The sequence below is a fragment of the Modestobacter sp. VKM Ac-2982 genome (assembly GCF_026967935.1).
Classification (GTDB): Bacteria; Actinomycetota; Actinomycetes; order Mycobacteriales; family Geodermatophilaceae; genus Modestobacter.
Genome location: NZ_JAPVBL010000002.1, coordinates 221,240 through 243,890 on the forward strand (window position 1 = coordinate 221,240; position 22,651 = coordinate 243,890).

19 protein-coding genes are annotated in these 22,651 nt (G+C 73.6%); 13 read left to right on the plus strand and 6 right to left on the minus strand.

The window, feature by feature from the left end; translation table 11 throughout:
* The first annotated feature begins 12 nt into the window (after window positions 1-12).
* A complete protein-coding gene (locus O2W20_RS08005; protein WP_269173167.1) occupies window positions 13-1,071 on the plus strand; it encodes a DMT family transporter in 1,059 nt (352 codons plus the stop codon).
* On the opposite strand, the gene O2W20_RS08010 is transcribed toward O2W20_RS08005, so the two are convergent.
* Window positions 1,061-2,332, minus strand: a complete 1,272-nt coding sequence (locus O2W20_RS08010) for a glycosyltransferase (protein ID WP_269173166.1) — start codon at window positions 2,330-2,332, stop codon at window positions 1,061-1,063. The genes O2W20_RS08005 and O2W20_RS08010 overlap by 11 nt on opposite strands.
* Window positions 2,333-2,581: 249 nt before the next feature.
* Between O2W20_RS08010 and O2W20_RS08015 the strand changes: the two genes are divergently transcribed.
* Window positions 2,582-4,252 carry a B12-binding domain-containing radical SAM protein gene (locus tag O2W20_RS08015; RefSeq protein ID WP_269173165.1) on the plus strand — a complete coding sequence of 557 codons (1,671 nt, stop codon included), beginning with the start codon at window positions 2,582-2,584 and terminating at the stop codon, window positions 4,250-4,252.
* A 6-nt stretch (window positions 4,253-4,258) separates the two neighbouring features.
* Here O2W20_RS08015 and O2W20_RS08020 read toward each other — a convergent pair whose 3' ends face one another.
* On the minus strand, window positions 4,259-5,461 hold the full coding sequence (locus O2W20_RS08020) for a PucR family transcriptional regulator (RefSeq protein WP_269173164.1): 1,203 nt from the start codon (window positions 5,459-5,461) through the stop codon (window positions 4,259-4,261).
* A 98-nt stretch (window positions 5,462-5,559) separates the two neighbouring features.
* Between O2W20_RS08020 and O2W20_RS08025 the strand changes: the two genes are divergently transcribed.
* Together O2W20_RS08025 and O2W20_RS08030 are read left to right on the plus strand one after the other, a co-directional pair.
* Window positions 5,560-6,666, plus strand: a complete 1,107-nt coding sequence (locus O2W20_RS08025; RefSeq protein WP_269173163.1) for a ferredoxin reductase — start codon at window positions 5,560-5,562, stop codon at window positions 6,664-6,666.
* A 36-nt stretch (window positions 6,667-6,702) separates the two neighbouring features.
* Entirely contained in the window at window positions 6,703-7,896 is a 1,194-nt protein-coding gene (locus O2W20_RS08030; RefSeq protein ID WP_269173162.1) for a fatty acid desaturase family protein, read from the plus strand.
* A 73-nt stretch (window positions 7,897-7,969) separates the two neighbouring features.
* On the opposite strand, the gene O2W20_RS08035 is transcribed toward O2W20_RS08030, so the two are convergent.
* From O2W20_RS08035 to O2W20_RS08050, 4 genes are all read right to left on the minus strand, one after another.
* Complete coding sequence (locus O2W20_RS08035; RefSeq protein WP_269173161.1) at window positions 7,970-8,374, minus strand: universal stress protein; 405 nt, start codon at window positions 8,372-8,374, stop codon at window positions 7,970-7,972.
* A complete protein-coding gene (locus O2W20_RS08040) occupies window positions 8,371-9,900 on the minus strand; it encodes a tripartite tricarboxylate transporter permease (RefSeq protein WP_269173160.1) in 1,530 nt (509 codons plus the stop codon). Before O2W20_RS08040 ends, O2W20_RS08035 begins: the two co-directional genes overlap by 4 nt.
* 10 nt (window positions 9,901-9,910) lie before the next feature.
* Entirely contained in the window at window positions 9,911-10,543 is a 633-nt protein-coding gene (locus O2W20_RS08045; protein ID WP_269173159.1) for a tripartite tricarboxylate transporter TctB family protein, read from the minus strand.
* 70 nt (window positions 10,544-10,613) lie between these two features.
* The gene (locus O2W20_RS08050) at window positions 10,614-11,624 is read right to left on the minus strand and encodes a Bug family tripartite tricarboxylate transporter substrate binding protein (RefSeq protein ID WP_269173158.1); all 1,011 of its coding nucleotides are present in this window, start codon (window positions 11,622-11,624) and stop codon (window positions 10,614-10,616) included.
* Window positions 11,625-11,766: 142 nt separating this feature from the next.
* Here O2W20_RS08050 and O2W20_RS08055 point away from each other — a divergent pair, with 142 nt between their 5' ends.
* The 9 genes from O2W20_RS08055 to O2W20_RS08095 all read left to right on the plus strand — a co-directional run bounded on the left by O2W20_RS08055 (window position 11,767) and on the right by O2W20_RS08095 (window position 22,632).
* On the plus strand, window positions 11,767-12,660 hold the full coding sequence (locus tag O2W20_RS08055) for a LysR family transcriptional regulator (RefSeq protein WP_269173157.1): 894 nt from the start codon (window positions 11,767-11,769) through the stop codon (window positions 12,658-12,660).
* Window positions 12,661-12,794: 134 nt separating this feature from the next.
* Window positions 12,795-13,709, plus strand: coding sequence for a 5-dehydro-4-deoxyglucarate dehydratase (gene kdgD / locus O2W20_RS08060; RefSeq protein WP_269173156.1), 915 nt, complete (start codon window positions 12,795-12,797; stop codon window positions 13,707-13,709).
* A 48-nt stretch (window positions 13,710-13,757) separates the two neighbouring features.
* Window positions 13,758-15,089, plus strand: a complete 1,332-nt coding sequence (locus tag O2W20_RS08065) for an enolase C-terminal domain-like protein (RefSeq protein WP_269173155.1) — start codon at window positions 13,758-13,760, stop codon at window positions 15,087-15,089.
* A gap of 20 nt (window positions 15,090-15,109) precedes the next feature.
* Entirely contained in the window at window positions 15,110-16,276 is a 1,167-nt protein-coding gene (locus O2W20_RS08070; RefSeq protein ID WP_269173154.1) for an L-talarate/galactarate dehydratase, read from the plus strand.
* Between the two features lie 44 nt (window positions 16,277-16,320).
* Complete coding sequence (locus tag O2W20_RS08075) at window positions 16,321-17,835, plus strand: aldehyde dehydrogenase (NADP(+)) (RefSeq protein WP_269173153.1); 1,515 nt, start codon at window positions 16,321-16,323, stop codon at window positions 17,833-17,835.
* Window positions 17,832-18,695, plus strand: coding sequence for an ATP-grasp domain-containing protein (locus tag O2W20_RS08080; RefSeq protein WP_269173152.1), 864 nt, complete (start codon window positions 17,832-17,834; stop codon window positions 18,693-18,695). Before O2W20_RS08075 ends, O2W20_RS08080 begins: the two co-directional genes overlap by 4 nt.
* A 28-nt stretch (window positions 18,696-18,723) precedes the next feature.
* Complete coding sequence (locus tag O2W20_RS08085; RefSeq protein ID WP_269173151.1) at window positions 18,724-19,653, plus strand: AEC family transporter; 930 nt, start codon at window positions 18,724-18,726, stop codon at window positions 19,651-19,653.
* Between the two features lie 49 nt (window positions 19,654-19,702).
* The gene (gene mqo, locus O2W20_RS08090) at window positions 19,703-21,208 is read left to right on the plus strand and encodes a malate dehydrogenase (quinone) (RefSeq protein WP_269173150.1); all 1,506 of its coding nucleotides are present in this window, start codon (window positions 19,703-19,705) and stop codon (window positions 21,206-21,208) included.
* The gene (locus tag O2W20_RS08095) at window positions 21,205-22,632 is read left to right on the plus strand and encodes an FAD-binding oxidoreductase (protein WP_269173149.1); all 1,428 of its coding nucleotides are present in this window, start codon (window positions 21,205-21,207) and stop codon (window positions 22,630-22,632) included. Before mqo ends, O2W20_RS08095 begins: the two co-directional genes overlap by 4 nt.
* The last annotated feature ends 19 nt before the right edge of the window (window positions 22,633-22,651 follow it).

Here is a 22,651-nt window from a genome sequence, read left to right on the forward strand (position 1 = left end):
CCAGGAGGCCTCGTGCTGATCGCCGTCATCGCCGCCATCGCGGCGGGGGCCTGTTTCGCGGCCGCCGGGGTCCTGCAGCAGCGCGCGGCCAGCAGGCTGGACTCCGACGAGTCGCTGTCCCCGGCGCTGCTCCGTGACCTGGCCCGGCAGCGGCTGTGGGTGATCGGGATCAGCCTGGCGGTGCTGTCCTACGGCTTCCAGGGCCTCGCGCTGGCGAACGGCCCGCTCTCGCTCGTCCAGCCGTTGATCGTCATGGAGGTCGTCTTCGCGCTGCCGGTCGCCGCCCGGCTGCACGGCATGCGGATGCAGGCCCGGGACTGGCTGGGCGCCCTGATGGTCACCGCCGGGCTCGCCGTGGGCCTCGCCGCCGCGTCACCCTCGGAGGGGACGACCGAGGCACCGCTCGACGACTGGCTGTTCCTGCTGCTGGCGGTGGGCGTTCTCGTGGTCGCGGCGCTGGCCGTCGGCCGGCGGCGGAAGGGGCCGCTGCGGGCCACGATGTTCGCGCTGGCCGGGGCGTCGGTGATGGGGACCCAGTCCGCGCTGTTCGACGCCACCATCGACCGGTTCAGCGACGGCTTCGCCGCGGTCTTCACCGCCTGGCAGACCTACCTGCTGGTGGTCGCCAGCATCGGCGGGCTGTTGCTGATCCAGAGTGCGTTCAACAGCGGGCCGCTGGTCGCCAGCATGCCGGTGATCGACGCTGTCGAGCCCGCCGTGGCCGTCACGATCGGCGTGATGCTCTTCGGGGAGTCACTGGCCCCCGGGGTGGGCCGGCACCTGCTTGCCGCGTGCGGTGCAGCGGTCGCGCTGGCCGGCATCGTCGTCCTGGACACCTCGCCCCTCACCAAGCGGTTGCACCAGTCGGAGGAGGACGACAAGGGCGACGGCGACCACGAGGGCGAGGGCGAGGGCGAGGGCGAGGGCGAGGGCGAGGGCGAGCGGGCGCCCACCGCGGTGGCCAGCGTGATCCGGCCGTCGCCGACCGCAGACGTGACCACCGCGGGGTCCGGCGCCACCCGGCCCCGCCAGCTGCGGGCGCCGTCCCGGCGCGGGTGGGTCAGGCGCTGAGCCGGGGGGCGGCCGAGCCGGCGGACGCCGCGGCGCGCCACACCGGCAGGAGGTCCTCGCGGACGACGTCGGACCACCGCGGCACGGTGCCCTCGACGGTCCGCCGGGCGGCCTCGCCGATCCGGGCCCGGCGTGCGCCGTCGGTCAGCAGCGGGCGCAGCGCCGCTGCCCAGGCGTCCGGGTCGTCCCCGCTGACCAGCACGCCGTCCTCCCCGGGCGCGGTCAGCCACTGGGCGGTGCGCTCCCCGGCGGGCAGCACCACCGGCAGCCCGGCGGCCATCGCCTCGAGGACCACGTTGCCGGCGGTCTCGCTGCGGGAGGGGAAGGCGAAGACGTCGCACCCGGCGTAGACCCGGGCCAGCTCGGCCTGGGGCAGGTGCCCCAGGTGCGTCACCACGGGGCCCAGCAGCCGGCGGACCGGGGCCACCGCCGCCCCGTCACCGGCCAGCACCAGCTGGACGGGGACCCCGGCGCGGTGCAGCCGGTGCACCGCCTCGGCCAGCAGCGGTGCGCCCTTGGAGACGTCGACCCGGCCGGCGAAGAGCACCAGCGGGCTGGTGGGGGACAGGCCGTACGCGTCGCTGAGCCACTGCCGGTCGCCGTCCCCGCGGGAGAACAACCGCGTGTCCAGGCCCCGGCGCAGCCGGGACACCGTGGTGTCCGGGGCCGCGGCGGCGAACTCCGCGGCGTCGTCCGGGCTGGAGGCGAGCACGTGGCTGCACGCGCGCAGCAGCCGGTCGCGCCGGCGCCGGGCGAGCCGGGCCACCACCGCCTCGGGACCGAGGCGGTCCAGTTGGTCGACCACGGCCGCCGGCAGCCGCCCGAGCACCTGCCGGGTGTAGAGCGCGGCCAGCGCCGGGACGTCGGTGTGCACCGACCCCACCAGCGCGGGCCGGTACCGGGCCTGCAACCGCAGCGCGGTGGCGGTGAACGCGAAGGAGTGGGTGGCGTGCCAGATCTGGTGCCGCGGCAGCCGCCGGGCCAGGCCGGGGTGGAACGGGGTCAGGTCGGAGCCGTCGACGCCACCGACCAGGCCCTGCACGGAGGAGCTCGTCAGCATCGGGCGCAGCGCGACGAACCGGACGTTGTCGGCGATCGGATCGGTGCCGGGCGGGGCGCCGAGCACGTACACCGTCAGGTCCACCCCGGGCATCCCCGCGACCGCACCGGCCAGCCGCTCCCAGCACTTCACGTGTCCACCGGACGCCGGCCCGCGGACCAGTTCGACCAGCACGGCGACCGAGAGCGGGGCGGCAGGCACGGGGTGTTCCTATCCCGCCGACGGCCACCCGACCACCCGGACGCATCCGTTGCCCGGCCCCGGAGGGACGTGCTTCGATGGCCCGGTCCGGCGGTTCGTGCTGAGCACAGGCAGTCATGCCGCCCGACCAGCACAGGGAGCCCCCATGGGTGCCAACGCGCGCGTCGCACTGCTCAGCCTCGCCTCAGCCAGCCTGGTCGCCGTCATGATCGACTTCATGCTGAAAGAGCTCGGACGGTCTTCGGCCAAGTGACGCAGCACCCGGCGCGGGGGACCGGGCAGGACCAGGTCGGTCCGCCGACGTCGGAGCCCGGGTCGTCCCGGGTCCCGGTGGCCGACCCCGGTCCCGCGCGCCGGGTGCTCTGCGTCTTCCCGCGTTACGCGAAGTCGTTCGGGACCCTGGACCACGCCTTCCCGCTGGTCGGGGCCACGGCCTTCATGCCACCCCAGGGGATCCTCACGATCGCGGCGTACCTGCCGGCCGGCTGGTCGGTGCGCTTCGTCGACGAGAACGTCCGCCCGGTGGCCGACGCGGACCTGGCCTGGGCCGAGGTCGTGTTCCTCACCGGCATGCACGTGCAGCGGGCCCGGGTGGAGGAGCTCATCGACCGGGCGCACCAGGCCGGTGCCCTCGTCGCGCTGGGCGGTCCGTCCGTCTCCGCCTGCCCGGAGCTCTACCCCGGTCCCGACCTGCTGCACGTCGGCGAGCTGGGTGACGCCACCGCGGCGCTGATCGCCCGGCTGACGGACGACGTGAGCCGCCCGGCCGCCCAGGAGGCATACCGGACCGAGGAGCGGCTGGAACTGGCGGACTGCCCGCCACCGGCCTACCACCTCATCGACCTGGACGACTACCTGCTCGCCAGCGTGCAGTTCTCCAGTGGCTGCCCGTTCCGGTGCGAGTTCTGCGACATCCCGGCGCTGTACGGCCGCCGGCCACGGATGAAGACGGTCGGGCAGGTGACCGCGGAGCTCGACGCGATGCTCGCCGTGGGCGACCCGGGCACGGTGTACTTCGTCGACGACAACTTCATCGCCGACCCGCACGCCGCCCTGTCCCTGCTGCACGGGTTGGTCGACTGGCAGCGCAGCCGCGGCTACCCGCTGTCGTTCGCCTGCGAGGCGACGATGAACCTGGCCCAGCGCACCGACGTGCTCGAGCTGATGCGCGAGGCGTCCTTCGTCCAGGTGTTCCTGGGTGTGGAGTCACCGAGCACGTCGGCGCTGCAGCTGATCAAGAAGCAGCAGAACCTGCGCCGCCCGGTGCTGGACGCGATCGGCACCATCAACGACCACGGGCTGGAGGTGGTCGCCGGGATCATCCTGGGCCTGGACACCGACGACGCGGCGACCGTCCCCGACCTGCTGGCCTTCGTCGCGGCGTCGCAGGTGCCGATGCTGACGATCAACCTGCTGCACGCGCTGCCCCGCACCGCACTGTGGGACCGGCTGGTGGCCGAGGGGCGGCTGCTCGACGACCCGGGCGACCGGGAGTCCAACGTCGACTTCCTCCGGCCCTACGACGAGGTGGTGGCCGGCTGGCGGGACGTGGTGCTCGAGGTGTTCACCCCGGACGCCCTCTACGCCCGGTTCGCCCACCAGCTGGAGCGCACCTACCCGAACCGTCGCCCGCGGCCGCAGCGCCCGGTCACCCGGGCCGACCTCCGCCGCGGGCTGTCGGTGCTGACCCGGATCGGCTGGCACGTCGGCGTCCGCAGCGACTACCGCCGGGCCTTCTGGCGGATGGCGCTGCCGTTGCTGCGGCAGGGCAGGGTGGAGAAGGTCGTCCACTTCGCCACGGTCACCCACCACCTGGTGACCTTCGCCCGTGAGGTGGCCGCGGGCACGGCGGACAAGTGCTTCTACAACCCGGCTGGTGCGCGTCCGCTCACCGGCGGTCTGCCGGTCGTCCCCGGCTGAGGGCGCTCAGGTCCCCCCGGCGCCGAGGGCCTCCCCGGCCCCGAGGGCGATGGTCAGCTGCAGCACCGTCTGCGGGTCCTCGAGCCGGTCGCCGTACAGGTCGCGCAGCTGACCCATCCGGTACCGCACGGTCTGTGGGTGCACGAACAGCTCGGCGGCGACCTGCTCGCGCCGGCCGTGGTGCAGCAGCCACGAGCGCAGGGTCTCCGCCAGCTTCTCCCGGGTGGCCGGGGTCAGCCCGTCCAGCGGTGCCAGCGCCGCGGCCCGCAGGTCGGCCAGCGCGTCCTCGTCGGCCCGCAGCACCAGCTCCGGCAGCCGCTGCTCGGTGTCCAGTGGCGCCGACCCGGTGGCGCGCAGGCCGAGCCGCAGGGCGCGCAGCGCGCGGGCGTAGGAGCCGGCGACCGCGGACCAGGGCCGGGCCGGGCCGACCACCGCCGTCCGCCCCTCGAGGGCGCGCAGCAGGGCGGTCCGGGCGCCGTCCCCGGCGTCGGGCACCAGCAGCACGCTGAGCTCCAGGGCCGGGTCCAGGCCCGGCGGGTCGTCGTCCAGCTGGAGGGTGCGGGAGTCCAGCAGCGCGACGGCGCCGCGCGCCCGCACCTCCGGCAGCAGCACGGCGGTGAGCGTCCGCGGCGGCGGCCAGCCGGCCCGCTCCGCGGCCGGGGTGAGGTCGTGCAGCGGGCGGCCGGCCAGCAGCAGCGCGCCCAGCCGCTCGCGGTGGTGCCGGCGGACCCGCCCGGTCGTCTCCAGCTCGTCGGTGTGCCCGGCCACGCTGGCCGCGGACAGCTGGTCGATGTAGGCGAACACCAGCTCGGCGAAGCGGGCCAGCGACCCCACCGAGAGGCCGGCGCCCACGGCGGTGTCGCTCATGTGCCGCCAGGACACCCGGGCGCCGACCCGGTAGGCGGCCAGCAGGGCGTCCATCGACCGTCCGCTGCGCGCCTCGCCCCGGCCCAGTGAGTACGCGCCCTCCAGCGCCGGGCCGATCGGCCGGCTCGCATCGGCGCCCCCGGCGGTGGTGGCCAGCTCCAGGAAGCCGCCGAGGGCGAGCTGGACGGCGTTGGAGATGGCCCGGCCCATCTCCCCGGAGAACGCACCGGCGTAGCTGGGCACCTCGACCACGATGCTGGCCACGGTCTGCTCGGCGACGGCGGGGAGCTGAGCCCGCATCGCCGTGACCACCGGTGGCGGGAAGGTGACCTGGTCGCTCATCGTCCACACCTCCTCTTTGTTCGCGGAGAACAGAACCTACCGCCCGATTCACGTCACGAGCACAGTTCTTCGCCCCCCGTGCGGGTAAGACTCAATGCATGACCGCCACCGTTCCGCGTCCGTCGCCGGTTCGCCCCGTGCTGACCACGCTGCGCGACCGGGTGCTCAAGGTGGCCGAGCTGGTCACCACCCCGCTGCTGCCCGCCGACTACCTGGACCTGGTCGATCCGCTGCGCTCCGGCGCCGCGCTGCGCGGCCGGATCGAGGCGGTGCACCGCGAGACCCGCGACGCCGCCAGCATCGTGATCCGCCCCGGCCGCGACTGGCTCCCGCACACCCCGGGCCAGTACGTCCGGATCGGCATCGACATCGACGGGGTGCGCCTGTGGCGCGCGTACTCGATCACCTCGGTGCTCGGCCGCGCCGACGGCCGGTTCACCATCACCGTCAAGGCGATCCCCGACGGCAAGGTCAGCAACCACCTGGTGCACCGGGCCCAGCCCGGTACGGTCGTACAGCTGGACCAGGCGACCGGTGACTTCGTGCTCCCCGAGCAGCGGCCGGCCAAGGCGCTGTTCGTGACGGCGGGCTCGGGCATCACACCGGTCATGGGCATCCTGCGCAACCTGGGCGAGGACGCCGGGTGCGACGTCGTCCTGGTCCACTCCGCACCGACCGTCGAGGACGTCATCTTCGGTGCCGAGCTCCGCGAGCTGGCCGCAGCCGGCCGGATCCGGCTGGTCGAGCACCACACCCAGGACGCCGGGCTGCTGGATGCCCCGGCGATCGCCGACCTGGTGCCCGACCTGGCCGAGCGGGCCACCTGGGCCTGCGGCCCGGTCGGGCTGCTCGAGGCGCTGGAGGAGCACTGGGCCGACCAGGGCATCGCCGACCGGCTCTACACCGAGCGCTTCCGCCCCCGGGTGCTGGTCACCGGCGAGGGCGGCACCGTCACCTTCGCGAAGTCCGAGCGGGTGCTGGAGGTCGATGGTGCGACCCCGATCCTGGACGCCGCCGAGGAGGCCGGGCTGCTCATGCCCAGCGGCTGCCGGATGGGCATCTGCTACGGCTGCGTGCTGCCGCTGCGCGAGGGCGCCGTCCGTGACCTGCGCAACGGGGAGCTGACCACCGCCGCCCCCGGTGACGGCGTCCTGATCCAGACCTGCGTCAGCGCTGCCGCTGACGCCTGCGACATCGACCACTGATCCAGAACCGCTGTCCCACCAGCTGAGGAGCTGCACATGACCGTCCTGCAGAAGAAGTCCGACAACCCGATCGCCCACCTGTCCGAGGCCGACGTCGAGGCCATCGGCCGCGAGCTCGACGCCATCCGGCAGACCGTGGTGGACAGCCGGGGCGAGGACGACGCCGCCTACATCCGCCGGGTCATCGACGTGCAGCGCAAGATGGAGCTGGCCAGCCGGGCCGTCCTGCTGTTCTCCAGGTTCCCGCCGGCCTGGGTGCTGGGCACCGCGGGGCTCTCGGTCGCCAAGATCCTGGAGAACATGGAGATCGGGCACAACATCCTGCACGGCCAGTGGGACTGGATGCGCGACCCGAAGATCCACTCCACGACCTGGGAGTGGGACATGGCCAGCCCGTCGGAGCAGTGGAAGCACTCGCACAACGTGCTGCACCACACCTACACGAACGTGATCGGCAAGGACAACGACCTCGGCTACGGCATCATGCGCGTCGACGAGGACCAGAAGTGGGTCCCGCTGTACCTGTTCCAGCCGGTGTGGAACTTCGTCAACGCCTGCTTCTTCGAGTACGGGATCGCCGCCTACGACCTGGAGCTGGGCAAGAACCTGGCGACCAAGGAGCGCCGCGCCGACCCCGGCTTCCGCGCCCGCGGCAAGCAGGTGCTGAAGAAGATCGGCAAGCAGATGACGAAGGACTACGTCGTCCACCCGGCGCTGTCGGGTCCGTCGTTCCTGCCCACCCTGGCGGCCAACTTCACCGCCAACGTGGTGCGCAACGTGTGGTCGCACTCGGTGATCATGTGCGGGCACTTCCCGGAGGGCGTGGAGACCTTCGAGAAGAAGTCCATCGACGGGGAGACCCGCGGTGAGTGGTACCTGCGCCAGATGCTCGGCTCGGCCAACATCTCCGGCAGCAAGGCCATGCACATCATGACCGGGAACCTGTCCCACCAGGTCGAGCACCACCTGTTCCCGGACCTGCCGAGCAACCGGTACGCCGAGATCGCCCCGCAGATCCGTGACCTGTTCGCCCGCTACGGGCTGCGGTACCACTCCGCGTCGCTGCCGCGGCAGGTCGGGTCCGCCTGGCACAAGGTCATCCGGCTCTCGCTGCCCAACGGCTGGCTGGCCCAGACCACGCCGGCCAACGCCCCGGCCCAGGTCGTCAAGCTCTACAAGATGACCACCGGTGGCCCGAAGGTGCGCCGGGCGCTCCAGGCCGCCGCCTGACAGACCGGCCCCGCACACAGCACGAGGCCCGCCAGGAGATTCTCCTGGCGGGCCTCGTGCCGTCCCGGGTGGGTCAGCCGGCGGTGGGGTGCGGCTTGACCGCGAGGACCGGCCGGTCGGCGTCCAGCAGGATCCGCTGGGCGCTGCTGCCCATCAGCAGCTTGCCGACGGGGGAGCGGCGGCGCAGGCCGATCACGATCACCGACGCGTCGACGGAGTCGGCCACCCGGAGCAGCTCGTCGGCCAGGTCGCCGGTGTGCGGGGTCTGCCGCAGCTCCAGGGCGATGCCGTCGGTCTCGGCGCGGGAGGTCAGCGACCGGACGAGCTCCGGTGGTGCGACGTCGGCGCTGACCGGTGCTCCGCCCCGCGGGGTGTTGAGCACCAGCAGCCCCTCCTGGCGGCGGCGGGCCTCGGCGAGACCGGCCGTGAAGGCCGCCTCGCCCTCGGGCGTGGGGACGAAACCGACGAGGACGGTCACACGAGCTCCTTGGTGTTCGGGTCGGAGGTGTCCTGCGCCTGCTCCTGCCGCCGGCGGTTCCGCAGGGTCGCCACGAAGGGGTACACGGCCACGAGCAGGAACACGACGAGCAGGGTGCCGGAGATGGGACGGGTGAAGAAGCCGGTCGCGTCGCCGTCGAAGATCAACAGCGAACGGCGCAACCCGTCCTCCAGCAGAGCACCCAGCACGAAGGCCAGCAACAGCGGGCCGGGATCGAAGCCGGCCTTCTTCATCAGGTAGCCGAGCACGCCGAAGACGATGACCAGCACGATGTCGAAGACGCTGTTGTTGACCGTGTAGACGCCGATCAACGTGATGAGCACGGTGATCGGCGCCAGGATGGCCGGCCGCACCCGGAGGATCTTCACGAACAGCCCGACCAGCGGGATGCTCATGATCAGCAACAGGATGTTGCCGATGTACATCGAGTTGACGACCCCCCAGAACAGCTCCGGCTCCTCGGTGACCAGCTGCGGGCCGGGGGTGACCCCCACCACCAGCAGGGCGCCGAAGATCACCGCCATGGTCGCGTTGGCGGGGATGCCCAGCGTGAGCAACGGGATGAAGGACGACGTCGCGGCGGCGTTGTTCGCCGTCTCGGGCCCGGCCACGCCCTCGACCGCCCCCTTGCCGAAGCGCTCCGGCGTCTTGGAGCGCCGCTTCTCCACCGCGTAGGCGGCGAGCGAGGAGAGGGTCGCACCACCCCCGGGGAGGATGCCGAGGAAGAAGCCGATCACCGACCCGCGGCCGATCGCGCCGGAGGACTGGCGCAGGTCCTGCCGGGAGGGCCAGACGTTGGCGACCGTGGTCGGCGCCTGGGTGGCGTTGTGCCGCTGCTCCAGGTTGTAGAGGATCTCGCCGAGACCGAAGAGGCCCATCGCGATCGGCACGAAGTCCAGGCCGTCGGCCAGGTTCAGGTTGCCGAAGGTGAACCGCTCGGTGGCGGTGAAGCCGTCGCGGCCGACCGTGGCGAGCAGCAGGCCGACACCGGCCGCGACGACGGCCTTGAGCCGGCTGCCACTGCTGACGGTGGCGACCAGCAGGATGCCGAGCAGCGCCAGGGCGGTGTACTCCGGCGGCCCGAAGTCCAGCGCGAAGCTGGCCACGAGGGGAGCGAGGAAGGACAGCGCGACGATCGAGATCGTGCCGCCGGCGAACGAGCCGATCGCAGCGATCCCGAGCGCGGTCCCCGCCCGGCCCTGGCGGGCCATGGCGTAGCCGTCGAAGACCGTGACCACCGACGACGCCTCGCCCGGGAGCTTGAGCAGGACGGAGGTGATCGTGCCGCCGTACTGGGCGCCGTAGAAGATGCCGGCCAGCATGATGATCGCGGTCACCGGCTCGATGCCGATGGTGATCGGCAGCAGGATCGCGATGGTGGCGGCGGGGCCGAGGCCCGGCAGCACGCCGACGAGCATGCCGACGACGACGCCGATCAGGCAGTAGAGCAGATTGGTCGGTTCCAGGACGACGGCGAAGCCGTCGAGCACCGGGGCGAGGTCCAACGGACTCTCCTCAGAAGAGGTGCGGGACGGGGACCGAGAGGGCCGCGACGAAGACGAGGTAGAAGGCGACCACGACGGCGACGCTGACGATCGCGGACGTCCGCCAGCTCTCGCCGCCCAGGAAGCGGAGCCAGACGAAGGCCAGCAGCACGGCAGGGATCTCGAAGCCGATGGTGCCGATGAGGGCGACGAAGACGAGCATCGTGGCCAGCCCGGCGAGGACCAGCCAGGAGGACCTCGAGAACTGCTCGGTGTCGGTGGTCCGGCGGGCGGTGGCCGCCAGTGCCAGGCCCAGCACGACCAGCAGCACGCCGAGGAGCAAGGGCCAGAGTCCCGGTCCGGGTGTGCGTGCGGTGCCGGCGCCGAGCGCCAGGGCGCCGACGGCCGCGGCTGCCCCCAGCGCGACCACGAGCGCCGCGATCACCAGGTTCGCGGCCGGGCCGGCCGGTGGCGGCCGGTGTTCGGCGTCGTCCTCGACCTCCTGTGCCAGGTCCTCGAGGTCGTGCAGCGTCGAGGGGGTGTCGGTGGCCGCCGGTGCGGTGTCGTCCGGGTGGGGGGCCACGTTCCCCTGGGGGGTGGCCCCGGCGGCCGTGCGGCCGCCGGGGCTCCCCGGGGTGTGCGCCCCGTCGCGCGCAGAGCTCACGAGTTCTCCTCGCTCCTGCTCGGGGTCATCGGGACGCGGGTCGCGCCCCGGGCCATCGTGGACCCGAGGGTCACGCATCTCCACCGAGGTCGATGCCGTACTCCTCGACCACGGCCCGGTAGTTGTCCAGGTTCTCGGTCCACCGCTCCCGGATCTCCTCACCGTCGACCTCGAGGGGGGTGAGCAGGTTGTCCTCGTTCAGCTGCTGGTAGCCCTCCGTCTCGAAGGCGGCCTGGAACCCGTCGCGCAGCGCCTGCATGACGTCGTCCGGCACGCCTTCGGGGGCGAACACGGCGCGCGACTGCTGCACCGGCACGTCGTAGCCGGCCTCGACCGCGGTCGGGGTGTCGGGCAGGTAGCTCGGGCGCTCCTCGGCGAAGGTCACGATCGGGGTGAGGCCGCCGGACTCGATCTGCTCGATGGCCTCACCGAGCTGGACGGAGCCGACGTCCACCTGCCCGCCGAGCACGGCGGTCAGCGTGGGGGAACCGCCGTCGAACGGGACGGCGGTGGCGTCGATGTCGGCCTGGGCGAACAGCAGCTCCTGGGACAGCTGGCTGCCGGTGCCGACCCCGGTGGTGCCGAAGGTGATCGGGCGACCGGCCGCGGCCAGGTCCTCGACCGAGCTGAAGCCCGAACCCGGCGCGGTCACCAGGACGTAGTCGTCCAGAGAGAGGCCCGTGACGATGTCGAAGTCGGCGATGTCGGGGGCCTCGCCCTCGCCCACCGCGAGCGGGGTGATGTAGGCCAGGCTGCCGTTGTAGACCATGAGGGTGTGGCCGTCCGGGTCCTCGCCGGCCAGCTGCTGGGCGGCCAGTGCACCGTTGGCGCCGGGCCGGTTCTCCACGGTCACCGGGACGCCGAGCTCGTCGGAGAGGCCTTCGGCCGCCGCGCGGGCGATCAGGTCCGTGCTGCCGCCGGGGTCCTGCCCGACCAGCATCGTGATCGGGTCGCCGCCGGGGAACTCCTCCTCGGAGTCCGACCCGCCGCCGACGTTCCCCCCGCAGGCGGTGAGGGAGAGGGCCAGGGTGAGTCCGGCTCCGGACAGTGCCCAGCGACGGGCGCGGTGGTTCGTGGTCATGGTGGTTCTCCTCTTCGAGAAGCCGTCGGTCCGGCCTGGGGGTGCTGTGAGTGCCGTCACGAACGCGGGGACGATCGAAGAGTAGGAACGGCCGCTCATGCCTGTCCAAATCCATTGCGGCATTGATTGATACCTTGGGTGCATGGCGTTCACCTTGGAGCAGCTCCGCGGTTTCGTCGCCGTCGCCGAGGAGCTCCACTTCGGTCGCGCGGCGGAGCGGCTCTCGATGACGCAGCCGCCGCTCAGCCGGCAGATCCAGAAGCTGGAGCGGGTGGTCGGCGCCCAGCTGCTCGAGCGGGACAACCGGCGGGTCGAGCTCACCGCCGCCGGTGAGGTCTTCCTGGTCGAGGCCCGCCGGCTGCTCACCCTGGCCGACGGCGCGCCGGAGCTGGCGCGCCGGGTCTCCTCCGGGTCCAGTGGTGTGCTGCGGATCGGCTTCACCGCGGCGTCCGCCTACGGCGTGCTCGGCCGGCTGCTCGACGACCTGGGCGCCGCGCTGCCCGACGTGGACGTCGACCTCGCCGAGATGGTGACCCGCGAACAGGTGGCCGGCCTGCTGGCGGAGGAGATCGACCTCGGGCTGGCCCGGCCGCCGTTCGACGCCGAGCGGTTCGGTTCCCGGCTGCTGCACCGCGAGTCCCTGCTGGTCGCCGCCCCGCTGGGGCACCGGCTGCTCGCACTGGACCGGCCGGTGACGGCGACCGACCTGGCCGGTGAGCCGGTGGTGATGCACTCACCGACCAAGGCGCGGTACTTCTACGACCTGGTGGTCGGGGTCGTGCCGGCGGCCTCGGAGAACACGGTGCACACCGTCAGCCAGGTGCTCACCATGCTCTGGCTCGTCGCCGCCGGCCGGGGGGTCGCGTTCGTCCCGGAGTCGGCCGCCGGGCTGACCATCGCGGGGGTCGGGCTGGTGCGCCTGGAGACCCCGGTGCCCGAGCCGGTCGAGCTGCACCTGCTGTGGGCCCGGGAGTCCAAGAACCCGGCCCTGTGGCGGGCGCTGGACGCCCTGGCGAGCGGGCAAGCGCTTTCATGATGCTCAGCGTGCATCGAGTGATGCGGAACTGCTCTTGGACAGGCATCGCGGGCCGTTCCTAGGGTGACGTCGACCACCGCCCACGACCTCCGGTCGACCAGTGCGCGGACCCGTCGAACCCAAGGACACGAGCTGTGACGTTGCTGCCCCCGGATGCTCTCGCTGACCGGCTGAAGTCCGGTCTGCTCTCGTTCCCGGTCACCCACTTCGACGGCGAGCTGCAGTTCGACGAACCCCGCTACCGAGAGCACCTGGCCTGGCAGTCGAGCTTCGACGTGGCCGGCCTGTTCGCCGCCGGCGGCACCGGGGAGGGCTTCTCGCTCACCCCCGCCGAGATCGACCGGGTGGTCCGGGTGGCCGTCGACGAGATCGCCGGCCGGGTGCCCGTCATCGCCCCGGCCACCGGCGGCACCGCCGTCTCCGTGGCCCAGGCCCAGGCCGCCCAGGCGGCCGGCGCCGACGGCCTGCTGCTCTTCCCGCCCTACCTCACCGAGGCCAGCCAGGCCGGTCTGGTCGAGCACGTCAGCGCCGTCTGCCGGGCCACCGACCTCGGCGTGGTCGTCTACAGCCGGGCCAACGCCGTGCTCACCGACGGCGCCGTCGCCGAGCTCGCCGACCGGAACCCCAACCTCATCGGGCTCAAGGACGGCGTCGGCGACATCGAGCAGATGACCCGCACCTACGCCAAGGTCGGCGACCGGCTCATCTACGTCGGTGGCCTCCCCACCGCCGAGACGTTCGCGCTCCCGCTGCTGCAGCTGGGGGTGAGCACGTACTCCTCGGCGCTGTACAACTTCGTGCCCGAGTTCGCGCTCCGGTTCTACGCCGCCGTCCGCGCCCAGGACCGCGTGGCGGTGTACGGGATGCTCAACGACTTCGTCCTCCCGTACCTCGACATCCGCGACCGGGCCCGCGGCTACGCGGTCTCGATCGTGAAGGCCGGTCTCACCGCGGTGGGCCGGGACGGCGGCCGGGTGCGCCCGCCGCTCACCGACCTGACCGAGGCCGAGCTCGGCGAGCTGACCACGCTGGTCTCCAAGGTCTCCTGAACCAGGTCTTGCTGGACCCGCTGCCCGCCGTCTGCTGAGAGGAACCCGATGACCGGCACCACGCCGACCGTCGCCCGCGTCGAGGTGGTGCCCGTCGCGGGGCACGACAGCATGCTGCTGAACCTCAGCGGCGCGCACGGCCCCTTCTTCACCCGCAACATCGTGATCGTCACCGACAGCGCGGGCCGCGAGGGCGTGGGGGAGGTGCCCGGCGGTGAGGAGATCCGGCGGACGGTCGCCGACGCGGGCCCGCTGCTCGTCGGGCAGCCGGTGGCCGCCTTCGGCCGGCTGCTGCGCTCGGTCGCGGACACCTTCGCCGACCGGGACGCCGGCGGCCGAGGTCTGCAGACCTTCGACCTCCGGACGACGATCCACGCGGTGACCGGGCTGGAGTCCGCGCTGCTGGACCTGCTCGGGCAGCACCTGGGGGTCCCGGTCGCCGAGCTGCTGGGCGACGGGCAGCAGCGCGACGCCGTGCCGATGCTGGGCTACCTCTTCTACATCGGGGACCGGACGGCGACCGACCTGCCCTACGTCGCCGAGCCGAACCCGGCCGACGACTGGGAGCGGCTCCGCCGGGAGCCCGCGCTCACGCCCGAGGCGGTCGTCGCCCTGGCCGAGGCGGCCCAGGCCCGCTACGGCTTCACCGACTTCAAGCTCAAGGGCGGCGTGCTCGCCGGCGAGCAGGAGGTCGCCGCCGTCCGGGCACTCGCGCAGCGGTTCCCCGACGCCCGGATCACGCTGGACCCCAACGGGGGCTGGCTGCTCGCCGACGCCGTCCGGCTGCTCGGCGACCTGCACGGGGTGCTCGCCTACGCCGAGGACCCGGTCGGGGCCGAGGGCGGCTTCTCCGGGCGGGAGGTCATGGCGGAGTTCCGGCAGACCACGGGGCTGCCGACGGCCACCAACATGATCGCCACCGACTGGCGGCAGATGGCCCACGCCGTCCGGTCGCACGCCGTGGACATCCCGCTGGCCGACCCGCACTTCTGGACCATGCGCGGTTCGGTGCGGGTGGCCCAGCTGTGCGCCGACTTCGGCCTGACCTGGGGATCGCACTCCAACAACCACTTCGACATCTCGCTGGCGATGTTCACCCAGGTGGGGGCCGCCGCGCCGGGGGAGATCACCGCGCTGGACACCCACTGGATCTGGCAGGACGGCCAGGCGCTCACCCGGTCGTCGTTGCAGATCCGGGACGGGGCGATCGCCGTCCCCACAGCGCCGGGGCTCGGTGTCGAGCTGGACCGGGACGCCCTGGCCGCGGCGCACGAGCTCTACCGCGAGCACGGGCTCGGCGCCCGGGACGACGCGGTCGCCATGCAGTACCTCGTGCCCGACTGGGGCTTCGACCCCAAGCGTCCCTGCCTGGTGCGCTGACCCCGATGCCTGGAGCTGCCATGACGACGACCGCCGCCCCGACCACCACAGCCCCGGCCGTCCTGGACCGGATCGAGTCGATCTCGCTCTCCTCGGTCACGCTGCCGCTGCCCAACCCGATCAGCGACGCGAAGGTGTTCACCGGCCGGCAGCGGCCGATGACCGAGGTCGCGTTCCTCTTCGCCGAGATCCGCACCGAGGCCGGGCTCGAGGGGGTCGGCTTCAGCTACTCCAAGCGCGCCGGCGGGCCCGCGCAGTTCGCGCACGCCCGGGAGATCGCCCCCGACCTGATCGGCGAGGACCCCAACGACATCGCCCGGCTGTGGACCAAGCTCGTGTGGGCCGGGGCGTCCGTCGGCCGCAGCGGTGCCTCCACCCAGGCCATCGCCGCCTTCGACGTCGCGCTCTGGGACCTCAAGGCGAAGCGCGCCGGGCTGCCGCTGGCGAAGCTGCTGGGCGCGCACCGCGACTCGGTGCGCTGCTACAACACCTCCGGCGGCTTCCTGCACGAGTCGGTGGAGCAGGTGCAGGACAACGCCACTCGCACCCTGGAGAGCGGCGTCGGCGGCATCAAGATCAAGGTCGGGCTGCCGGATTCCGCGGAGGACCTGCGCCGGGTGCGCGCCGTCCGCGAGCACCTCGGTGACGGGGTGCCGTTCATGGTCGACGCCAACCAGCAGTGGGACCGGCCGACGGCCATGCGGGTCAGCCGCCGGCTGGAGGAGTTCGACCTGGTGTGGATCGAGGAGCCGCTGGACGCCTACGACGCCGAGGGCCACGCCCAGCTCGCCCGCTCGCTGGACACGGCGATCGCCACCGGCGAGATGCTCACCAGCGTCGCCGAGCACCGCGAGCTCATCCGGGCCGGCTCGGTCGACATCCTGCAGCCCGACGCCCCGAGGATCGGCGGCATCACCCAGTTCCTGAAGCTGGCGGCGCTCGCCGACGACGCCAACCTGCAGATCGCCCCGCACTTCGCCATGGAGATCCACGTGCACCTCGCCGCGGCCTATCCGCACGAGCCGTGGGTCGAACACTTCGACTGGCTGTACCCGCTCTTCAACGAGCGGCTGGAGACCCGCGACGGCCGGATGCACCTGTCCGACCGCCCCGGTCTCGGTGTCACCCTGACCGAGCAGGCGCGCGCCTGGACCGTGGACCGCGTCCACGTCGACGCGCCCCGCTGAACCCGTCCCGCTGAACCCGTCCTGCGAAGAGGAGCACCCCCGACATGAGCGACGTCGTCAGCATCGACCCCCGTACCGGACAGACCGCCGAGGTCGTCGCCCAGGAGACCAGCCCCGAGGAGGTGGCCCGGCTCTGCGAGGCGGCGCTGGCGGCCGCTCCGGCCCTGGAGGAACTGGGCCGGACCGGCCGCGCCACGTTGCTGCGCAGCCTGGCCGACGCGCTGGAGGCCCGCCGGGACGACGTCGTCGCCGTGGCCGACCGGGAGACCGCGCTGGGCTCGGGTCGGCTGAACGGTGAGCTGACCCGCACCTGCTACCAGCTGCGGCTGTTCGCCGAGGTCCTCGAGGAGGGCAGCTATCTCGAGGCGACGATCGACCACGCCGGCGACAGCCCGATGGGCCCCCGCCCGGACCTGCGCCGGATGCTGCTGCCGATCGGGCCGATCGCGGTGTTCGGCGCCAGCAACTTCCCGCTGGCGTTCTCGGTGCCCGGCGGTGACACCGCCTCCGCGCTGGCCGCCGGCTGCCCGGTCGTCGTCAAGGCGCACGGCTCGCACCCGGCGACGTCCCAGCTCTGCTTCGAGGTGCTCACGGCGGCCGCCCGCGACGCCGGCGCCCCCGAGGGGACCCTCGGCCTGGTGCACGGCCTGCAGGCCGGTGCCGACCTGGTCGCCCACCCGGCCATCCGCGCCGTCGGCTTCACCGGTTCGGTCAACGGCGGCCGTGCGCTGCTGCAGATCATCGAGCAGCGCCCCGACCCGATCCCGTTCTTCGGCGAGCTGAGCAGCCTGAACCCGGTGGTGGTCACCCCGCAGGCCGCCGCCGAGCGCGGGACCCAGCTCGGGGGCGAGCTGGTCGGCTCCTTCACCCTGGGCGCCGGGCAGTTCTGCACCAAGCCCGGCCTGGTGCTGGTGCCCACCGGTGCCGCCGGTGACGAGGTCGTGGACGCGATGGCCGAGGCGGTGCGCGGCAGCAGCCCGCAGGTCCTGCTCAACGAGGGCATCGCGGCGTCCTTCGGGAAGCTGTCCGCCGCCATCGCCGGCGCACCCGGCGTCACCGCTGTCGCCCGCGGCACCGAGGCCGACGGCGCCGGCTTCACCGCGACGCCGCTGCTGCTCACCACCCCGGCCGCCCAGCTGCCCGAGCAGGTCACCGAGGAGGTCTTCGGCCCGGTGACCGTGGTGGTCCGCTACGACGGCGAGCCGGAGCTCTTCGCCGCGCTGGGGAAGATGCCGTCCTCGCTCACCGCCACCGTGCTCCGGGGCGCGGGGGAGACCCAGCTGCCGCTGGCGGTCTCCCAGGAGCTGCGCACCCGGGCCGGCCGGCTGGTCTACGACGCCTACCCGACCGGGGTGGCGGTCTCCTGGGCCCAGCACCACGGTGGCCCGTGGCCGTCCACCAACTCCCAGCACACCTCGGTCGGCACGTCCGCGATCCGCCGCTTCCTGCGCCCGGTCACCTGGCAGGGTGCACCGGCCGAGCTGCTGCCCGCCGAGCTGACCGACCAGGGCACCGGCATCCCGCGGCGGGTGGACGGCGTCCTGCAGCTGCCGGCGTGAGCGCCCGGGTCGCGCTGGTCAGCAGCGAGCGGGGGCTGCGGGTCGACCCGGACCTGCCGATCGCCGCCTCGGCGCTGCACGGCGCCGGCCTGGCCGTCGAGCTGGTCCGCTGGGACGACGGGGACGTCGACTGGGCCGGCTTCGACCTGGCCGTCGTCCGGTCCTGCTGGGACTACGCCTGGCGGCGGGCGGAGTTCCTCGCCTGGGCGGCCGCCGTGCCCCGGCTGCGCAACCCGGCAGCGGTGCTGGCCTGGAACACCGACAAGACCCACCTGCGCGACGTGGCCGCCGCCGGGCTGCCCGTCGTGCCCACCGTCTGGGGTCCGACCAGCGCCGACGAGCTGCCGGACGCCGGGGAGTGGGTGGTCAAGCCGTCGATCTCGGCCGGCTCCCGGGACACCGCCCGCTGGACCGATCCGGCGGCGGCGCTCGGGCACGTCGCCGAGCTCACCGCCGCCGGCCGGACGGCGATGGTGCAGCCCTACCTGGCCAGCGTGGACGACGCCGGGGAGACCGCGATGCTCTTCCTCGGCGGCCGGTTCTCCCACGCCGTGCGCAAGGGCCCGCTGCTGCAGCGTGGGGAGGGCGTGCGCCAGGACCGGGACAGCCGTGGTGACCTGCGCGCGGTCGACCCGACGCCGGCGCAGCGGGCGGTCGCCCAGGCCGTCTTCGACTCGGTGCCGGACCTGGTGCCGGGGGCCGAGCCGCCGCTGTACGCCCGGATCGACCTGGTGGCCGACGACGCAGGCCGCCCGGTGCTGCTCGAGCTGGAGCTCACCGAGCCCAGCCTCTTCCTGCCGCAGGCGCCGGAGACGGCGCTGGCGCAGTGGGTGACCGCGGTGACGGCCGCGACCCGGTGACGGGTGCACCGGTGCCACCGGCGACGACGTGACGGCGGTGCTGGGCGGGTTCGCCGCCCTCGCCGCGGTCATCGGCGTCGGCTGGGTCACCGCCCGCACCGGGGTGCTGGGGGCAGGTGCGACCGGTGTGCTCTCCCGGCTGTCCTACTACGTGGCCACCCCGGCGCTGCTGCTGCTCACCCTGGCCGATGCCGACCCGGCCGCGCTGCTGACCTCGGCGCTGGTGGCCACCGGCGGCAGCGCGGTGTGCGCCGCGCTGGTCTACCTCGGACTGGCCCGGTGGTGGTGGCGGTTGCGCCCGGCCCAGCTCACCACCGGGGCCCTGGCGTCCTCCTACGTCAACGCGGGCAACCTCGGCGTGCCGATTGCCGTCTACGTGCTGGGCGACGCCTCCTACGTGGCCCCCGTGCTGCTGTTCCAAGTGCTGGTGCTGGCCCCGATCGGGCTGTCCGTGCTGGCCGGGTCGCAGGGCACCGCCGAGGACGCGCCGTCGCGGTGGCGGGTGGTCAGCCAGCCGGTGCGCACGCCGGTGGTGCTCGGCTGCGTGCTCGGGCTGCTGCTGGCCGAGACGGGGCTGCGGCTGCCGTCGCTGGTGCTGCAGCCGATCGAGCTGCTGGCCGCCCTCGCCGTCCCGGCCGCGCTGCTCGCCTTCGGCTCCGGGCTGCTGGGAGCACCGCGGCCGGCCTCCGGGGACGGCGGGGGCCAGGTCTGGCTGGCGGTCGCGCTGAAGACGCTGGTGCAGCCCGCGGTGGCCTACGCGCTCGGCCGGTGGGTGGTCGACCTGTCCGGCGTGCCGCTGCTCGCGGTCACCCTCACCTCCGCGCTGCCGACCGCGCAGAACGTCTTCGTCTACGCCACCGCCTACGACCGCGGCACCGCGCTGGCCCGGGACGTCGTCCTGGTCACGACCGTGCTCTCGGTGCCGGTCCTGGTCGGGGTGGCGGTGGTCCTGGGATGACGGGGACGGGGACGACGGGCACGAGCGCACGGGGACGAGAGGAGCTGTCATGACGAGCACGGCACCGGAGGAACGGGACGTCGTCCTGATCGGCGGCGGGGTGATGAGCGCGACCCTCGGGGTGCTGCTCAGCGAGCTCGAGCCGGGCTGGACCATCACCGTGGTCGAACGGCTGGACGCGGCTGGGCTGGAGAGCTCCAGTGCGTGGAACAACGCCGGCACCGGGCACGCCGGGCTCTGCGAGTTCAACTACACGCCGCGCCGGTCCGACGGCACGGTGGACGTGACCAGCGCGGTGCAGATCGGCGAGCAGTTCCTCACCTCGCTGCACCTGTGGGCCGGGCTGGTCGAGCGCGGCCTGCTGGGGGAGCCGCAGGACTTCATCCGGTCGGTGCCGCACATGGGCTTCGGCCGCGGCGCCGACGGCGTGGCCTACCTGCGCGCCCGCTGGGAGGCGCTGCGCGACCACCCGCTCTTCACCGGTCAGGAGTTCTCCGCGGACCGTGCGGTGCTCCAGCGGTGGCTGCCGCTGGTGTTCGACCAACGGCCGGCCGGTGAGCCGGTGGCGGCCACCCGATCGGTGCAGGGCACCGACGTGGACTTCGGGGTGCTGACCCGCCGGCTGCTGTCCGCGCTGGCGGAGCGCGGTGCCGACGTGCGGTTCGGGCAGGAGGTGCGCTCGTTGCGCCGCCGCGGTGACCGGTGGCACCTCGACGTCCGCGACCGCGGCACCGGTGCACGCCGGCAGCTGCGGACGCCGTACGTCTTCGTCGGCGCCGGCGGGGGCACGCTGCCGCTGCTGCAGTCCGCCCGGGTGCCCGAGGTGCGCAGTCACGGGGTCTTCCCGATCAGCGGCCAGTTCCTGCGCACCGACCGCCCGGAGCTGGTGGCCGCGCACGCGGCCAAGCTCTACGGCCACGCGGCGCCGGGTGCGCCGCCGATCTCGGTGCCGCACCTGGACCGCCGGGTGGTCGACGGGCGTGAGCACCTGCTGTTCGGCCCGTTCGCCGCCTTCTCCCCGCGCTTCCTGACCCAGGGCCGGCTCACCGACCTGGTGCGATCGGTGCGGCGGGGCAACCTGCCGACCCTGCTGGCAGCCGCCCGGGACAACCGCAGCCTGATGGCCTACCTGGTGCGGCAGGTGACCCAGACCGCGGCGGCGCGGACGGCCGCCCTGGCCGAGTTCGTGCCGTCGGTGCGCGCCGAGGACTGGGAGCTGATCACCGCCGGCCAGCGGGTCCAGGTCCTGAAGACCGCCGACGGCCGCGGGACCATGGTCGGCTTCGGCACCGAGCTGCTCACCTCCGCCGGCGGTTCGCTGGCCGCGCTGCTCGGCGCCTCCCCGGGGGCGTCCACGGCGGCGGCGACGATGGTCGACGTGCTGGCCGCCAGCTTCCCGCAGCGCATGCCGGGGTGGGCGCCGCAGCTGCGGCAGCTGGCCCCGACGGGCGACGTCGTCCGCGGCTGGGACACCGCCGAGCTGACCGCGACCCTGACGCACGCCCGGCGCGTGCTGCAGCTGACGCCGATCGACCCCGGGAAGGGCTCCGCGTGACCGCACTCCACGGCTCGCTGCTCACCGCGCTGCGGGAGGCCGTCGGGCCGGCCGGCGTGGTCACCGACGCCGACCAGCTGCGCAGCCACCTGACCGACTGGCGGGGCGCGTACTCCGGCGCCGCCGCCGCGGTCCTGCGCCCGGGCAGCACCGACGAGGTCGCCGCGGTGGTCCGGCTGTGCCGGGACGCCGGGGTGTCCGTCGTCCCGCAGGGCGGCAACACCGGCCTCTGCGGCGGGGCGGTCCCCGACTCCACCGGCCGGCAGGTGGTGCTCTCGCTCAGCCGGATGCGGCGGGTGCGGGAGCTCGACCCGGCCAACCAGACGATCACCGTGGAGGCCGGCGCCGTCCTGCAGTCGGTGCAGGAGGCGGCGGCCGCCGCGGGCCGGCTGTTCCCGCTGTCGCTGGGCGCGGAGGGCAGCTGCACCATCGGCGGCAACCTGGCCACCAACGCCGGCGGCACGGCCGTGCTGCGCTACGGGACGATGCGCGACCTGGTGCTCGGCCTGGAGGTCGTGCTGCCCGACGGCCGCGTCTGGCACGGGCTGCGCGGCCTGCGCAAGGACAACACCGGCTACGACCTCAAGCACCTGTTCGTCGGCGCGGAGGGCACCCTCGGGGTCATCACCGCCGCGGTGCTCAAGCTGTTCCCCGCCGTCCGCAGCCGGGCCACCGCCTGGGTGGCGTTGCCCGACCCGGCGGCGGCCGTCGCGCTGATCGAGGTGGTGCGCGCGCTGGCCGGCGACCGGCTCACCGGCTTCGAGGTGATGAGCCGGCAGAGCGTCGAGTTCGTGCTCGCGCACGCCGCCGGTGTCCGCGACCCGTTGACCGAGACGCACCCCTGGTACGCGCTGGTCGAGCTCAGCGACACCCTGCCCGACGCCGGGCTGGCCGAGGTGGTGGAGACCGCGCTGGGCGAGGCGTTCGAGCAGGACCTGGTGCTCGACGCCGTCCTCGCGTCCGGCTCGGCGCAGGTCGCGTCGCTGTGGGCGCTGCGAGAGGGCATCTCGGAGGCGCAGAACCGGGAGGGCCCGAGCCTCAAGCACGACATCACGGTGCCGGTCAGCCGCATCCCGGCGTTCGTCGAGCAGACCGACCGGGCGCTGGCCGCCGCCGTCCCGGGCATCCGGGTCGTCGCCTACGGGCACGTCGGCGACGGCAACCTGCACTACAACCTGAGCAAGCCGGTGGGCAGCGACGACGCGGCCTTCCGGGCCCGGGCCGATGAGCTGGCCCGGGTCGTCTACGACTCGACCGCCTCCTTCGCCGGCAGCATCAGCGCCGAGCACGGCGTCGGGGTGGCCAAGCGGGACCTCCTCGCCGACTACGAGGACCCGCTGGAGCTGGAGCTGATGCGCGGGGTCAAGGCCCTGCTCGACCCGGCCGGGCTGATGAACCCGGGCAAGGTCCTGCCGGCGGGTTGAGCCGGCGACCCGCTGGACA